This is a genomic window from Streptomyces sp. SS7, assembly GCF_037993025.1.
Classification (GTDB): domain Bacteria; phylum Actinomycetota; class Actinomycetes; order Streptomycetales; family Streptomycetaceae; genus Streptomyces.
Genome location: NZ_CP141223.1, coordinates 2,598,367 through 2,613,663, shown reverse-complemented (window position 1 = coordinate 2,613,663; position 15,297 = coordinate 2,598,367). Strand labels below are relative to the sequence as shown.

Sequence of the window (15,297 nt, the reverse complement as noted above, 5' to 3'; positions counted from 1 at the left end):
CTTGTGCCGCGGCCCCGCCGAGTGGGATCTCGTCCCGGAGTTGGTGGCCTGCATCCGGTACCGACGCCCCATAGCCGACTACGACCTCCTGTGCCAGCTCTACGGCGCCGACATACGGACCTGGTCTGGTTGGACCGTTCTCCGCCGGCTGCGGGAACTCAAGGTCCTCACTGCTGTCCTGCCGGTCCTTGACAGCAGCCCCGGTCTGGCAGAACAGGTCCGCCTCCGCCTGCACGGCCTCCGCGAAGGCGCCGAGGCCCCGTGGACTCCATTCCGCATGACCCACTGAGCATCTGCTGCTCAATCTCCCGGGCGGTCTTCATCAGATCGAGGGCCTCGCGGCGCAGATCCTTGGCGCGCTCGCGTAGCTGCCGGACGCGCCGGCGCTGCTGCTGCGGGCTGTACTCGTTGACGTACTGCCCGCGCGGCCCCACAAGCAGCCCTTCGGCCACGAGCTGGCGCACCGCGGCCGCGGCTTCCTTGGTGCCGATCTGAAACGTGCGGGCGATCTCGTCGCGGTTCATGAACCGCTCGCCGGGCAGGTAGCTGCGGTGGATCACTGTGCGGATGAGCCGGTAGGCGCGCTCGGTCGGGGTGATCGTGCCGACGCTGTAGAGCCGGTAGCCGTCGTGGAGGGTCACCAGCCCTTCGGCGGCGAGCTGTTCCAGAGCGGAGCGGACCACGGCCGTCGGCAGCTGGACTTGCAGCGCGATCGTGGCCAGGGCGGGCAGATGGGTGCCCGCCTCGGTGCACGACAGCCGCACCCACCGGCGTACCGACTGCACGTCTTCGTCGCTCGCCACCGGGTTGTCCGCGACCGTCATGCCTGTCCTCCCTTTCCAGCTGGTCCGATGCGAAGACCAGCCTGACGGGCCACGTGATGCGGGCGCCAGGAAATTGCAGCGAATTGTGCTGCCCCGGCCGAGATGCTCCCTGTCGGCCGCGCTGCTTGCCGACCTATCGTTGACCTGGGGCGATTGGGGGCATCGTGGTGCGGGACACGCGGCTGGTGCAGACGGCTGTGATCGGGGATGAGCACTCGGATGTGCCGGTTGTGCTGCCTGCCGAGGCGATCGAACTGGACGTCTTCCGCCGCACGCATACCCACGACACGTTCTGGTGCGGGCTGCTGCTCGGGGGCTGCGGCCTGCAGCTGACCACGAAGCTCTACACCGGCAGTGTCATTTCCAGCACTTTCCGCAGGCTAACGGCGCCCCGCATGCCTGCCGCCGGCCGAAAGTCGGGGAGTCCAGTGCCGACCATCTGTATGTGAAGTCGGCGATGTCCCAGTCCCTGCTGGAGCACGGCCGGGCCGGCCGGTTCGCCTTCCCGAAGCCGATCGGCTCGCTGCTGGACGTGGACCTCGAAGATGGCCTCTCCTTGCGGGTCCACATGGACGGCTCGGTGTCGCCGGACTGGGCAGGCGGCCGTACCGTCGTCCTTGGCCCCGGCGTGGTGCCGGATCCGGGCGTGCTGTCGAGCTGCCCGTACGTGTATCGGGTGCGGTGCGCGAGTGACGGGGCCGACCGCCGGGTCTGGATCGGCACGCAGAGCCTGGCCCGGTCGACCGAGTGGGTCCCCCTCGCCAACTGCGTGTGGGCCGACGATGGCCTGATCACGCCGGCCGCCGCCCAGATTCTGCGTGAACGTCCCGCTGTTGCCGACCGCACGGCGACCGAGGCTGGACGCCGCTCCGGGGAACTGCCGCAGAGCGTCATCCGGTTCGTGCGCGGCTTGGAGACCGCGCAGCGCTCTGGGACTGTTGAGCACGTGCGGCGCCTGTGCGCCGGCAGCGGTCCGTTCCTCGACAGCCTCGATGACGCAGCCCGTGCCGAGGCCGAGCAGGCCGTTCGGGAGGCCCGGACGTGGCTGACCGGCCACGAGGACTACCAGCAGCGCGTGTTCGCCGAACTCGACCAGGCGGTCACCGAGAAGCGCGCCTTCGACGTGCGCTCTAAGCTGCCCACCGCCGCCTCGCTCACTCGCCGCGGTGCCAGCGTCTCCGAGCAGCGTGTCCTGGCCGCGGCCCGCGCCTTCCTCCGGGAGCAAGACGGCCTGCCTGCCGCCGGCTCGGGCTGGACTGTGCTCACTCCCCTCATCCTGCCCCCGCCGCCGCGCCCCAAGCGCAAACGCTCCAAGCCGCAGGAAACACCCAGGCCCCAGAAGGCGCCGAAGACGGAGCAGAAGAAGGAGGAGGTGCCGAAGAAGGAGCCGAACAGCGCCCGGAAGGAGCGGCGAGCACGCCGCGCGGCCGTGGTCCAGGCCCGGAGCATCCTTCAGCGCCTGAACCAGCGTTGGCATCTCTCTGCTGACGAGCAGCGGAGGCTGACGGAAGAGCTGGCCCCTGCGGTGGAAACCGCTGGTGACTGGCTAACCGACAGTGAGCGGCAAGAGGCGAGCTTCTGGATCAGGAAGATGACCCGGGACAAGAAGCGGGCCGAGGAACGCCAGGCGCGCCGCGAGCTCGCTCCGGGCGTGCTGGAATCCGCCGCCGCTGCCGTACGCGGGGCACTCAAGAAGGCAGCCCGCGAGCAGACCACCACCAGCTGGCACCGCCTGGAGCAGCAACTCGGCTCCGCGCTGCCCCACATGACGCTCGCGGACCGCGTCCAGGTTCTGACGTTGGTCGACCGGGCCACACCTGCCGACCAGGCGCTCCTGTCCTGTCTGGTCGCTGCGGGAGACCCGGATATGTCCACGTCGTACCGCGAGGTCGCTGGTGCGCTGGGCCTGGACCTGCCCGATGACGACGACGATCTGCGTGACGTGCTCGAGGCAGACGTGCAGGAGGTCCATGACCACTGGCGGCACCAATAGCGGTGGTGCGCCGGGCATTTGATCAAAACCGTGCCGGTAGGCCTGCCGCCACGCGTACGGTCACACCAAGGAGGGCGGTGACCGGCTGGTCACGCCGAGTCAACGCGCCGGGGAGGGTCGAAGAGCATGGTGAACGCGGGGACGTACTGGCTGTGGCAGCAGCTCGCCGTGAGCGATGCGCTGCCGGACGAGGCACTGCCCATGGTGATCGAGGCGCTGTGTTCGACCTCCCTCGCCCCTTACGGCGTCGACGGCCGCGGCGAGGAACGCCGAAATAAGGCCCTCGCCGAGGCAATGCCCGCCCTGCTCAGCCGCGTCACCCGCCCCGGACTGCGCCGCCAGCTCCTTCAGCAGGCCGACGACAAGCAGCTCGCCGAACTCGCCGACCAGGGCGTCGTGGTGGCCGGCGACCTGCCGACGGTCCTGCGCACCCACCGCCCGACGCCCGGCCTCGTTATCGGTCTGGCCCGACACCCCGACCAGGTCGACGCCGCGATCGACCTGCTGCCCGGCATGCACGACACCGACCTCGAGGACGTCGTCACCGACTGGGACCCCAACCGCCACCTGCACCGGCCGGACGCCGAACCCGCCCCGCCCATCCCTCCGGCGCTCTTCGACGCGGTCCTGGAGCACGCCCTCACCCCGCTCGCCCGGCTACTCGAAAACCCGCAGCACGAGGGATGGCAGTTCGCGCAACGTGTCGACCGGGGCCTGCCCCACGAGTTCGGCGAGGGCGCTCCCTGGCGCATCCTCGCGACCTGCCCCGACCGCTGGCACGACCTGGTCGAACACCCCACCCTCGGCGCAGCCGTCCAGCACCTCCTGCTGGACCAGGCCGAAGTAGAGGCGCGTCGTGGCCGCATGATGGCGTCCAGCAGCTCCGACCTCACCCAGAAAACGGACGACGGCCCGGCCGAACAGCCCGAGCCGGAGCCGGCGCTCGACACCGCCCTGCTGCGGGCCTGCCTGCCCGCCCTGTGCCTGCCGGAGATGGCCGACCTGCCCAAGCCGAGCGTGACCGCCCGCCACCGGCTCCACCACATCGCCAACCGGGTCCGCTACAACCCCCGCCTCACCGACATCGCGGCCACCCAGCTGCAGGCGGCCGCCGACGAATGCGTCCGCCGCGGCCGCCTGCTCTCCCCGCCCCGCAACGACGAGCGCGAGCACCGGGCCATTGCCATCGCCGAGGACCTGGCCCTGCTCAGCATCAACCCCTCGCACCTGGCCAAGGCCTGCGCCCTGCTCGCCTCGCTGGAACAACCCGCCGTCGTCTCCACCCCGCCCAGCCCCCGCCTGGCCCGCATCACCGCCGACACCGACCTGCTCAGCCCGGTCCGCCTCCTGGAGCACAACTACCAGCACCGGCGGGTCGCCGCGCTGACCGCACTCGCCGGCAACCAGCACACCCCGCGCACCGCGATCACCGACACGCTCCCCACGCTGCACCCGCTGGAACTCGTCTGGATCGGCCACCAGAACGACGTCCCGGACTGGCTGCACACGGCCGCGGCCGCCCTCGCCCCGGCCGACGATAGCGAGGCCGTACTGCGGCTGCTCACCGACGACGAACTCGACCGCCACCCCGACCCGGCCGCCGTGCTGCAGTCCTGGCTGGACGCCCCCGAATCCGAAGGGTTCTGGTCGCGGCGGGACGTGTACCGTGCCGTCCTCGACTCCCGCCACCACACCCTGCACCACCTGCGCCAGCTGCCCGCGGACGAGATCCTCACCCGCAACGAACCCGCCCTCGCCCTGCCCCACCTGCTCGCCCTCTGCGGCACCCAGTCGGAACGCTGGAAAGCCCTGCTCAAGGCCCTCGACTACGGCCCCACCGACGAAAAGATCACTTTCGGGGAGCTGCTCGACAGCATCCACGACCCCACGCCGGCCGGCATGGTCTGATGCCTGGAGGCACCTCGGGCAGGGCGGCAGCAATCGCCGTACCGGCCTGTCGTGCAGATCGTTCGACTTGTTCACCGGGTCTCTGGTGGCGCATCAGGTCTATGGATTTCCCACACGGGGATCTGCGCAGCGCGCGTGTACTGAAGATCGGCAACAAGGCGGTGGGGTGGGCCCGGTGGAAGGAGGTCGAGAACCATATCGGCCCCCAGATCGATCATCTGCCGGTTCAGCCAACGCGTAGCAGCCCGACAGAACGTCGTCCGGTCTGCCCGCTGCATCCGGTGTTCAGGATCTTCGGCGGGGCAGTCCGGCCCACAGGTGTCCCAGTCGGGGGTGTGGCCCTCAGATTGGAGCCCGGCGAACCGAGCCCAGGCGGCCACCGCGGTTTCGAGTCCGCCGGGAAGGGCGTGGACGAACACGAAGGATGGCGAGGTCCCGCACAGCTGGGTGACCCATCGGCGTCCAGATCATCGGCCGGCCATACGCGGACCGCGTGCTGCTGGCGGTGGCGGAACGGCTCGCGACGCTGCTTCGTGCGGCTCAGGAGCTGTGATTCGGGTCCTCCGCGGAGTACCAGAACGGATCGATGCGTCCGGAGTCCTGGTGGTCATAACCGAGATCGACCAGGCGGAACAGGGCCCTACGGGTCTGGTAGGTGTCGTGTGAGAGCCATTTGTGCTGCTGCCGGATGTGGAAGGAGGCGACGTGGAGCGCGCCGGTGCACCAGCGGTCCCACTCCTCGGGAGTGCAGTTCTCCAGCCGTGCGATGTCGGTCAGCCGCAGGCGCCCGCCCCGGACTTTGGCTCCGGCTGGACGAAGGGACCGCAGCAGCTCCCGCTCGTTGACGCTCTGAGTCGGGTTCTCACCGCGCCCGAGCAGGTCCAGGACGTCCGGCAAGGGCACGTTGTCGATCGGGCGGACTCGGTTGCGCCAGGCGGCCTCATGCAGGGCCAGTCCCAATGCCACGCTGATCATGTGGGTGTCGAGGGCTGACTGGTTACGTGGGCTGAACACGGCGTCGAAGAGCAAGCCTTCATGCATCAGCGCCCGAATCAGCAGATTGCGGGACCAGGCCATCGCCATGTCCAACGGCGCCAGCGAGCTCATCGTGTGCCCGATCGACCAGGTGACCTGTTCCCTGGCCTCGCCGTCAGTATCGGCGGAGTGCTCGACGATGCTGCGGTCCTCGTCGAGCGGAAGCGGGGCGAGCGGGCCCAACTGTCCCACGCGCAGAGGATCGAGATCCAGGGGGCCGCTCGGGCTGTGGTGCATCACGAAGAGCTTGCGCACGAGGCCCGCGTCGATCTGCCTAGTACCGAAGGCGCGCCCGCTGGGGCAGATGAGGAAGCCGAGTTGATCGCGTGCGGCCAGCGTCAGGCCGGTGGTCGCCTGGCACTCGGGACAGGCGAGGGTGGCCGTGAATTGCTTGAACACGGCCGGATCCTGGTCTTCTACGAGGATTTCTCCGGGGACTTCAAGAGCGACCCGGCCTGCGCCGAACAGGTCCTGCTCTTTGGTGACTCCGTGTCGCACCACTTGCACCCGCACCCCATTCGCTTGTCTCGCACGCTTGCCCGATCCGCCGTGTCAGGATAAGACAGGCCCATTTCACCAGAGTTGATCTCGCCTGGGCCCTCGTTCCGTCGAACCCGGCTGGTTCGGCTCCCGTACCCCGGATCGGCCAGGCTGCCGCCGGGCTGGACGTGCGACCAGCCACGTCGACCAGGGCATCGGGGTGAAGCGGCGGCACGAGGCGGGTAGCGTGCCGTCAGGCAGCCTTAGACGCGGAGGGTAGGACGTGGAGAACTTCTTCTCCCGGAGACGCACGTGGGCGGACGGCCCGTACCTGCATTTCATCGCGGTGCTCGACGACCCGGAGTACGTGGCCTTCGCCCAGGCCCACCACGGTCTGCTGGCGGAGTACGGCGAACGGGTCGGGATCGTGCCGGCGCCGTGGCTGCACTGGACCGTGCTGGGCGTCCACCACCGGCTCGGCGAGGAGCAGGTGGAGCGTGCGGTGCGGGCCGCCAGAGAGGCGGCGCAGCAGGCGGCGCCCGCAACTGTCACGATAGGCCCGGTATGGCCGGGCCCGAGCGCTGTGACCGTCGCCATGTATCCCGAGGAACCGCTAGCCGCCATCAACGCCCTTGTCCGTGACGCGGTCTCGGCGGCGCCCGGGGTGCAGCTGCGCGAGGCCGGGGACGGGTACTGGCCGCACTCCACGCTTGCCTACTTCCGGTCCCCGTCCGTGCACGACGCCGAATTCAACCGCCGGCTGCGGAAGAGCAGACCGGAGCGCGTCGAGGTCACCATCCGCCGTCTGCTGGCTGTCCACATGCACCAGGACCTCGACCTCGGCTACTACACGTGGACCCCGATCGCCGAGATCCCGCTCGGCCCCGCCGCGGCCGACGCCTCGGCTCCCGAGGTGGTGTGCGGCAAGGCCCAGACCGTGGCGACTTACCGCTCCACGCCGCCGTGGGGAGACTCCGACGCGGAATATGAGATCGAGGTCGGACGACTGGTTGTACAGCCGCCGCTGTCCAAGGCGCAGAGAGAGTACGAGTCGTTCATCAACCGTGCTCTCGACGACAGCACCTATTTCGAAGACGGGGAGCCTCCCCTGCCTGTGTGGCCGGACCCTGTCATGGTGGCCTGCGAGCGCCCGTCCGCCGACGGCGTGTGCGGATCCACCCAGCTCCTGGTACGCGGCTCGTGGACTCGTCCGGCCGTGATCATCTGCGAGCACGGGCACAGCTGGACGGACACCGTCGAGACGATGCGCGAAGTGATCGTCGCCGCCGAACCGGCGCACTGACCGGCACATCGACAACGACCAGACACCAAGACCAGGCAGGGGATGACGTCCGTTGCCGAGTCACCATGGTCTTCGGACCAGGATGAAGGAGGCGGACGAATGCCCGACTGGCTCGGTATGAAAGCGCGGCAGGCCACGAAGGAGATGCGGTCCAAGGAGCAGGGGCTGGCGTGGTCTGCGCTGGTGGCCGTTGCCACACGCACACCGTTCCTCCGCAAGGACACTGCGAGCGACCCGGACTCCTCCTCCCACGTCGCGGAGGTCCTGGTCGACAGCGGCCCGATCATCAGCTCCCTTGACGCACTGGGACATGGCCTCGTCGACCCGAACGCCCCGTTCGTCGCCCCGCTGATCGAGGCGGCGCGAGAGGTGAGGGTGCTCGCGGAGATGTGCCCAGCCTGGATGCGGCACTGCGACGAGCACTCTCCTGCGCCCGCGAACCTGTCCGGTGACACCGGCCAGCGGTACATCAACGGCCCGGCCATGCATACCTGGTCGAGAGCCGACGAGGCCAAGGCCGCCGCCGAACGCGCCGAGCCGTCGCTGCGACGGCTGTACGCCGCCCTCGTCGAGTTCTACGGCTTCGACGTCACCACCGGGCAGGGAGCCGCTTGATGCGTTACGTCGAAGCGCCCCAGGAGTTCACCGGCTCCGGCTCCTGCTTGTTCCTCGCCGGGGGGATCACAGATTGCCCCGACTGGCAGAAGACCGCCACAGCCGCACTCGACGACCTCGACATCACCATCCTTAACCCGCGCCGCAGCAATTTCCCGCTGCACGACCCGAACGCCGAAGCGGAGCAAGTCGGTTGGGAGTACCGGCATCTGCGCCGTGCCCATCTCGTCATGTTCTGGTTCCCTCAGTCGCCCACCAGCCACCAGCCGATCGCCCTGTACGAACTGGGGGCGCTCGTCGGCGAGGGCGGCGCTCTGGTCGTCGGGACCGATCCCGGCTACGTACGCCGCACGAACGTGGTGACGCAGCTCGCCCTCGCACGCCCGGAGATTGAGGTCCACACCACGCTGGCGCACACGATCGAAGCGAGCCGCGCAGCCATACGGGCGTCGCGATGATCGTGGTCTGGGCCCTGCTCGGGGTCATCGTCGCCCTGTTCGTCGCGGCCGTCGTACGCGGAGCCGTACGCGCGGCCCAGGTCTCGATCCGGCAAGACTTGGTGTCGCTGGGGCAGATGCAGCAACTCGCCGGCGCGCTCGCGAAGTCGACCACCACCGCCTACGCCTTCGCGTCCCCTCTCCTCAAAGAGCGGACCTCCTGGATCGGCTGGCTATGGTGGCGCACCACCCTCGGACCGGACGGGAAACCCGATCGGGACATGGGCTGGGCCCTGACGTACCGACGGGCGCGGAAAGCTGCTGGAGCGCCTCTCGACTGGCGACTGATCAGCGGCAGCGAACTCGTTGTCGTCCCCAGGGACGCGCGGCTGCCCGAATCAGCAATGGGGGAGCCGGACGGCGCTCTCCCACAGGAGCGTTGAAGCACCGGATGCCCGGCACGCCCAGCCGCGTTCCCGCCTGGTGCCCGGCCTTCACTTGCCTGGCCCAGTGCTGGGGATGGCCGCGCCCGGCACCGGCCGTCCTCGGCGGTCCATCGTCGCTCAGGGGACGCCCCCTTCGTGCCGGAGCGCACGAAAGGGCAAAGGGCAGTGTCCTGTGAGGGATGACGGCCACCGTATCGCTAGGGCAGGACGAGGAACATGAGCGCGGCAACCGCGAAGACGAGGGACAGCTGGGCCGAGCGCATCGTGATCAAGTGGCAGTCGCGGTACGCGGCGTCGGTCTGATCGCGCTAGGCCATCCCGGAACCGGCGTATGCCCCCATCCGCTCGCCATGGATACGGGCGCGATGCCGGGTGGAGATCATGTACGCGAAGATGATCACGGAGCACGCCAGGGACAGCACGATCACTGGGAGCCGTCCAGGGGCAGCCGGAGCCCGGTCATCATCTGCACGAACTGCTGATGCGTCTCGTGGGTCTGGATACGCAGTCCCGTCGCCGCCTTGTGCCCCTTCCGCTCCTCGTACAGGGACAGCGATCGCTTCAGCAGCTCTCGCCACTGCCTGGCCTCGATCAACTCCGCGCAGGCCGGGCACGCGTACCAGGGCGTGTCGTTGAGGCCCTTGGAGGAGAACATTTCTCCGGGCCGGAGTCCTGCCGTGATGCCGATCCGTGTCTCCACGGGGATGACCTGGTAGGACCAGACGGCCGGGGTATCCGGCTCGCAGAAATCGCACCGGTAGAAGATCTCGCCCCAGACCGGCTCGACCTCGTGTCCGGCCGTTGCCTCGCCCTCCGCGTGCCTGAACACCTGCCGGGCCGTGCCACCGCCGGTCAGCACGCCAGCGTAGGCCCGTTGCCCGCACCTTCCGCAAGTCAGGCGCCGATCGTCACGGGGCTGCGCCGTCGTCGTGTCATCCATGGCTGCCGACGATAGCGCCGCCGGAATCGCGCGTGACAGGCGGCCTGCCCGGATGGTCAGGGCGGCCACCGGCGTCTTCACCCCGCCGAGCTGGAGGCTAGAGCACGACGGGTGCGGACTTCGGAACGGCCGGCCGCCGGAAGGAGGTGAATGAACGGGCGGGGTGATGGCTTCACGCGGTGTAGCGGATCAGACGGACGCCGAGCACGGGCGTCATCGGGCGGGTTCAGCCGTCGTCACCGAACACGGTGGTCAGGAGTGCTGCTTGGCGTCGGTGCTGCTCGCCGAGGAGGACGTCGGCCATCATCACGCCGCGTTCCCAGTAGGTGCCGGACGGCTGGGCGAGGGGGTGACGGCGCCCGGCGTGGCGACTGCCGGCGAAGGTGGCGACATCGACGACCGTCTCTCTCGCGACAGAGCGGATACGGTCCCACAGTCCCCGGTCATCGGGGTGGTCCGAGCGCGCGGCGTTCAGCAGGCGGTGCACTTCCGCCTGGCCGGGGCCAGCGGGAACGGGCGTGTTCTCCAGGGCCTGGTAAGGGTGGCGGCGCAGGGTGCCGGTGACTCCGTCTTCGCCGGGCGCGCCCAGCGGCACCAGGTGCAGCTCGTCGTCGGGCAGCGCGAAGTGTGTCATGCGCTCGTGTAGGGCGGTGGCGATGAGCACCACGATCAGCGCGCGTTCGTCACCGTGGAAGGCGGCGTTCTCGGCCTCGGTGAGCGGCCCGTCGTCGGTCCGGGGGCGCTCGATGTGCCTGATCACGAGCAGATCTGCCCAGGCCAGGCAGTGCTCCCAGCGGGTGCGGGGCGAGTGCGGGGTGGAGTCCGGCTCGGCGGCGTCCACTAGTCCACCATCCCTTCTGCGGGCGCCGGTTGGGTGCTCGCACGTCAACAGTTCGCCCCTTTTACCGGTCTGCGGCCCGGGCGGGAGAGCGAAAGCGGGCTGTATAGCCGGAGCGTGCCCCGACGTGCCGGTCCGGGGCGCGGGCGCGACAGTGAGGCAGAGGGGTCCGCTCGGGACGAGGGTAGTACCGCACGAGGGACAGGTGCGCTGCCGGGTCGAGCGGCTCTTCGTTGCCCAGGGGCTCTGGGCGTCTGGCGGCCCGCCGACCACGGACGCGGGGCGGGTTGGCCGGCACCAGGGCCGGAGGGTTGACTGACCAACTTGCCGAATCGGCCTCGTCCGTAAATGAGTTGAGCGCGACGCTCTCCTCTGGACCCCCGATGGCCCGCGGCCGGCACCGGCTCCCTGACCGTGTCCGTGCTCAGCACAGAGGAGCGGGGGCGTCCGGCCCTCCAGCAGGGGTGAGGAACGAAGAAGGGTGCAGGGCGCTGCGGGCGGCGTTGAGGAACACATTCCTCGCGTCCTCCACATCGTGAGGTGAGCGCCCATGGTCGGCGGTTACGAGCGCGGCCAGGCGCTGCGCTGCCTCGGCGACTTCGTTGGGACCGACCAGACTGAGGATGTCGAGTGCTGCGCCCACGGCTCGTTGGTGGGCCAAGGGCGTTGCGCTGCCGGGCGCGGCATGACGGAGTGCGGCCTCGACGCATACGAGGAACTCGACATACGCCGAGCGTTCGATGTCTCGCTCTCGTTCATGACGAGGAGCATCAGCGATCGCTGCCAGGGCCGGGGCCACGGCGGCCAGGGGCTGCTCCTCTCCCTCGGCTGCAAGCCGACTGGTTGGCCGGGCGAACCAGTAGGTCACCAGACCGCCGGCCAACGCCGACCCGACGGCGACGATCACGATCTGCCAAGGAGTCACGGAACAATTCTGCCCCGGCCATGGGATGCGACGCATCTCATCCGTCTGTTCGAGCATGCAGCCGCCGACCCCGATCGCCCGGAGCCTGAGCAAGGGGTCACCGGTCGGGGTCGTCGTTCCACAGGAGGACGTGCGTGCGGAAGGACGTGCCGTATCCGCGTTCCAACGCCGCGTCGACCATCCTCCGGGCGATAGTGATGTTCGTGCGGCCGTCGGATCAGGTCGTTCCTTCCCAACTCAATGGCTGAGGCCACGGTATCGGCGTGGGGCGGCGCTGGTGAGGGGGATGGACGGATGACGGTTGCGTCCAGGCCATGGATCGCATCGGTCTGGCCGCCGCGCTGTTCCACGAGGACGAGGCCGAACAGGCCACCGACGCCGCCCACCACGCACTCGACCAGGCCGCCCGCCTCGACTCCACCCTCGTGACCTCCCGCCTCAACTCCCTGCTGGACGCCACCCGCCCCTACCGCACCACTGCGGTCGACGAGGTCCGCACCCGCGCCCGGGACCTCGCCACCCGACCGACCACGATCGCGGCGTGAGAGTGCCGAGCACATGGGCAAGCACTCCCGACCCAGGCCGCCGAACCAGCCGTCCCGCGCCAGGCCGAATGCCGATCCCGACGACCCGCTCGCCGCGTACCACAGGCGACGGCGCCCGCCGATGGACGTCTACCGCCGCCACCGCCCCTTCAACGGCGGCGCCAGCCACCTCAACATGACCAGGACCATGCGGCGGCGAGCACAGCACCGGACGGTGAGCCTGCACCTCGGGATCCCCGTGCCTACGTGCGTGAGCAGTATGCCCTCTGGATCACAGCCACGGCCTGACACCCTTGAGTCGCTGCGACCACGCTCGGTGGGGTCGGCCAGGGACGCCGCAGGCAGCCCCGCCCGACGAAATCCCTGACGCGACGTCGCGGTGGCTCATGCCGTCGCTGGCATGGCCGATCCGGTGGCCCGCAGGTGCTCGATGGCGCGTGCCGCGAGCCCTGCCCCGTTGTCGATGTCGTAGACGGTGGCGTCGACAACGTCGCCGTCGAAGGCCAGCTTGAGCGAGTGCCCCCACAAGTAGTCGAGGGACAGCGTGCCATCGAGTTCGACATACACGGTGTCCCGGGCCGGCGCCTCGCGGATGTTGCGCTGCTTCGCGGCGTTGATGAAGACCTGGGCATCGGCGGGGGCGAGGGTTTCCAGCGCGAAGGGAACGAGCTGCCCGGCCGCTCCGAAGGGCTTCGTGTGGTTGTACAGCGCGGCCAGCACGTCGGCACGCTCAAGGCCGGCGATGTCGATCCTCGTCCTTGTCATGTCCCCGAGTCTGCCAGCCGGTTCGGCGCGCGGGCCGTGGCGGGAGGACGTGGCGGCATTCACGGATCCTGCCGTGCCCCCGGGGGTGTGAGGCTGGCGGTGCTATAGGTCCAGCAGGTGCTGGTAGATCCCGCTGTCGGTGAGAGCGGTGCGCAGGCCGTCCAGGGCGCGGGTGGCCGCGTCCGGATCGCGGGCGAAGATCTTTTCCATCCAGGCGGGGTTGTCGAGGTATGCCTGGCTGGTGCCGTCGGTGTAGCGGATGGCGTTGCCCAGGATCAGGTCCTTGAGGAAGTAGATGTCGGTGTCCCAGCTGGCGGGGTAGGTCTGGCCGGGCAGCAGGACGCCTTGGGCCGGGTGCCAGCCGCGTTCGGTGAACCGCTGCTGGGTGGCCTGGCAGGCGATGAATCCGATGGTGTGGATCTCGACGTCCCTGCCGACAGGCAGGTCCTTGATGAGCTGCTCGGTGACGGCCTGGGTGCCCTGGCCGGTCTGGATGCAGTCGTCGAAGACGGCAATCCTTAGCCGCTGCGCCGGGTCACGGTGTTGGGTGTGGACCGGGGCGACGGCGGAGCGGCACTGCTCGTCCAGCGAGGGGCCGCTGCTGACGGCGATGCGGAAATCGGAGTGGAAGGCGTCGGCGGGGTCGGTGAGCAGGTGAGTGGAGCGGACGTTCGCCGTCGCGGCGGCCAGCGGCCGGCCGTAGGCGGCGGTGAACTCGGCGAGCAGGGCGTCGGCGGCGTACTGGCCGTTGCAGCCCTGGGAGACGAGGAGGTCGAAGCCGCTGTGGGCGGCGGCGTGGTGGGCGAGGTCCCAGGCGAGCTGGGTGCAGGCGTGGTCCCAGGTGACCAGGACGGCATCCTGGCAGGCCGGCTCCAAACCGGTGAGGGCCTGGCCGACCTGGTCGGCGGCCGTGGTCAGCAGACGGGCCGTGTCCTCGGCGGACAGACGCTGGCGGCGGCTGATGCGGCACAGGTGGTAGGTGAGGTCGTCGAAGAAGTACAGGTGCCTGATCGGCTGAGGGGACGTCACGGCAGACTCCAAGGGTGAGGGGCGGTCAGGCCGCGGGGGGTGTGCTCGGTGAGCAGGTCCCAGCTGGTGTGCTCGAGGGCCCGGATGCGGTCGGCGACGGTGTCGGGCTGGTGGTGGGCGGCGGTGAGGATGCCGGCGAGGTCGTCGAGGAGGTCGTCGACGGCGATGCGTTCGTCGACGCGCAGGCTGGTGGCGATGCCGCGGGGCGCTCCACCTGTGCGGGGCGGGCTGATGACCTGCCACAGGTAGGCGGCGCGGACGGCGGAGACGGGGTCGGCCGGGGGCAGGGCGAGCGCGGAGGTGGCGTTGGCGAGTGCGTCGCCGAGGACGAAGGTGATGTCGGCGGTGGAGGCGGTGCCAGCCTGAAGCCGTCGCCACGCCCTGAGCTGGTGCCGGGTGGGGAAGCCGTGCTGGAAGGCGTCGTCGGGGTTGTGGCCGGTGCGGGTGAGCAGGTCGCGAAGGGGCGCCTGGCCGTCGACGCGGAGGGTGTGGCCGGCCTCGTGCGCGGTGAACATGGCGCCCACCAGGTCCTCCAGCGGCCGGTCGTACCAGGCGTCGAGGGCCTTGAGCCGGCCGATGCCGATGCGCTGGGTGGGGGTGAGGCCGGGCGGCAGGCCGTCGGCCGGAGTGCGGGCGAGGTACGCGTACGCGCGGGCGACGACGGCGATGGCGGCGGGTTGGAGGAGGAAGCCGTCGTGGCCGGGCAGGGAGAAGGCGTAGTAACCGCGGCCGTAGCTGGAGGCAGCGATCTCGGTGGTGGGGTGGAAGCGGTGCCCGTAGCGGACGGTCGTGGGGCCGGTGATGCGCAGAGCGGCGAAGCTGCGCGGGTTGGCCCACAGCGCGATGCCGTCCTCGTGGCGGCCCTGCTCGGCGCCGGGCAGCAGAGTCTGGGCGGCTTCCAGCGCCGTGCGCGGATCGCCGGTGGCCGCCTTGGGGTCGATGCCGTGGTCAGCCAGGGGGCGGTAATCGATGATGTTCAGCCGCTGGATCGCGGTGTCGAGCAGGCCCGGACGGACGTCGGGGCGGGTGAGGAAGTCTTCGGTGGCGTCGGGGCCTTGATGCTGGTGGATCTCACGCAGGGCCATGTGGGTGGGGTAGTCCAGCGGGTGCCCGGTGGCGAGGTCGGCGGGGTCGATGGCCGTGAGGGTGGCCAAGTGCTGGGCATCGGCCAGCAGGGCGAGCGTGGTGAGTGCGGCGTGGTCCACGAAAACTCC

General features: G+C 69.8%; 16 protein-coding genes. 8 read left to right on the top strand and 8 right to left on the bottom strand.

Going from position 1 to position 15,297, the window contains the following annotated elements; translation table 11 throughout:
* Positions 1-167: 167 nt before the first annotated feature.
* Entirely contained in the window at positions 168-824 is a 657-nt protein-coding gene (locus U5640_RS11675) for a hypothetical protein (protein WP_340375732.1), read from the bottom strand.
* Positions 825-1,009: 185 nt separating this feature from the next.
* Between U5640_RS11675 and U5640_RS11670 the strand changes: the two genes are divergently transcribed.
* From U5640_RS11670 to U5640_RS11660, 3 genes are all read left to right on the top strand, one after another.
* Complete coding sequence (locus U5640_RS11670; RefSeq protein WP_340375731.1) at positions 1,010-1,273, top strand: hypothetical protein; 264 nt, start codon at positions 1,010-1,012, stop codon at positions 1,271-1,273.
* A complete protein-coding gene (locus U5640_RS11665) occupies positions 1,270-2,817 on the top strand; it encodes a hypothetical protein (RefSeq protein ID WP_340375730.1) in 1,548 nt (515 codons plus the stop codon). Before U5640_RS11670 ends, U5640_RS11665 begins: the two co-directional genes overlap by 4 nt.
* Before the next feature lie 126 nt (positions 2,818-2,943).
* Positions 2,944-4,725 (top strand): hypothetical protein, encoded by a 1,782-nt coding sequence (locus U5640_RS11660; protein ID WP_340375729.1) that lies wholly within the window; start codon positions 2,944-2,946, stop codon positions 4,723-4,725.
* A gap of 540 nt (positions 4,726-5,265) precedes the next feature.
* On the opposite strand, the gene U5640_RS11655 is transcribed toward U5640_RS11660, so the two are convergent.
* Complete coding sequence (locus tag U5640_RS11655; protein ID WP_340375728.1) at positions 5,266-6,261, bottom strand: hypothetical protein; 996 nt, start codon at positions 6,259-6,261, stop codon at positions 5,266-5,268.
* A 262-nt stretch (positions 6,262-6,523) separates the two neighbouring features.
* On the opposite strand from U5640_RS11655, the gene U5640_RS11650 reads away from it, so the two are divergent.
* The 4 genes from U5640_RS11650 to U5640_RS11635 all read left to right on the top strand — a co-directional run bounded on the left by U5640_RS11650 (position 6,524) and on the right by U5640_RS11635 (position 9,038).
* A complete protein-coding gene (locus U5640_RS11650) occupies positions 6,524-7,543 on the top strand; it encodes a 2'-5' RNA ligase family protein (protein WP_340375727.1) in 1,020 nt (339 codons plus the stop codon).
* Between the two features lie 99 nt (positions 7,544-7,642).
* Positions 7,643-8,158, top strand: a complete 516-nt coding sequence (locus U5640_RS11645) for a hypothetical protein (RefSeq protein ID WP_340375726.1) — start codon at positions 7,643-7,645, stop codon at positions 8,156-8,158.
* Complete coding sequence (locus U5640_RS11640) at positions 8,158-8,616, top strand: nucleoside 2-deoxyribosyltransferase domain-containing protein (protein ID WP_340375725.1); 459 nt, start codon at positions 8,158-8,160, stop codon at positions 8,614-8,616. Before U5640_RS11645 ends, U5640_RS11640 begins: the two co-directional genes overlap by 1 nt.
* The gene (locus tag U5640_RS11635) at positions 8,613-9,038 is read left to right on the top strand and encodes a hypothetical protein (RefSeq protein ID WP_340375724.1); all 426 of its coding nucleotides are present in this window, start codon (positions 8,613-8,615) and stop codon (positions 9,036-9,038) included. The genes U5640_RS11640 and U5640_RS11635 overlap by 4 nt, the downstream gene beginning before the upstream one ends.
* Before the next feature lie 427 nt (positions 9,039-9,465).
* On the opposite strand, the gene U5640_RS11630 is transcribed toward U5640_RS11635, so the two are convergent.
* The 3 genes from U5640_RS11630 to U5640_RS11620 form a co-directional block, all read right to left on the bottom strand.
* Positions 9,466-9,900, bottom strand: coding sequence for a hypothetical protein (locus U5640_RS11630; protein ID WP_340375723.1), 435 nt, complete (start codon positions 9,898-9,900; stop codon positions 9,466-9,468).
* A 307-nt stretch (positions 9,901-10,207) separates the two neighbouring features.
* Positions 10,208-10,822, bottom strand: a complete 615-nt coding sequence (locus tag U5640_RS11625; RefSeq protein WP_340375722.1) for a hypothetical protein — start codon at positions 10,820-10,822, stop codon at positions 10,208-10,210.
* 421 nt (positions 10,823-11,243) lie between these two features.
* The gene (locus tag U5640_RS11620) at positions 11,244-11,744 is read right to left on the bottom strand and encodes a hypothetical protein (RefSeq protein WP_340375721.1); all 501 of its coding nucleotides are present in this window, start codon (positions 11,742-11,744) and stop codon (positions 11,244-11,246) included.
* A gap of 314 nt (positions 11,745-12,058) precedes the next feature.
* Here U5640_RS11620 and U5640_RS11615 point away from each other — a divergent pair, with 314 nt between their 5' ends.
* Positions 12,059-12,289, top strand: a complete 231-nt coding sequence (locus U5640_RS11615; protein WP_340375720.1) for a hypothetical protein — start codon at positions 12,059-12,061, stop codon at positions 12,287-12,289.
* A gap of 384 nt (positions 12,290-12,673) precedes the next feature.
* Here the strand turns inward: U5640_RS11615 and U5640_RS11610 are convergent, their stop codons facing one another.
* The 3 genes from U5640_RS11610 to U5640_RS11600 all read right to left on the bottom strand — a co-directional run bounded on the left by U5640_RS11610 (position 12,674) and on the right by U5640_RS11600 (position 15,288).
* On the bottom strand, positions 12,674-13,054 hold the full coding sequence (locus U5640_RS11610) for a hypothetical protein (RefSeq protein ID WP_340375719.1): 381 nt from the start codon (positions 13,052-13,054) through the stop codon (positions 12,674-12,676).
* A 102-nt stretch (positions 13,055-13,156) separates the two neighbouring features.
* Entirely contained in the window at positions 13,157-14,083 is a 927-nt protein-coding gene (locus U5640_RS11605) for a hypothetical protein (RefSeq protein ID WP_340375718.1), read from the bottom strand.
* A complete protein-coding gene (locus tag U5640_RS11600; RefSeq protein ID WP_340375717.1) occupies positions 14,080-15,288 on the bottom strand; it encodes a hypothetical protein in 1,209 nt (402 codons plus the stop codon). Before U5640_RS11600 ends, U5640_RS11605 begins: the two co-directional genes overlap by 4 nt.
* Positions 15,289-15,297 lie beyond the last annotated feature (9 nt).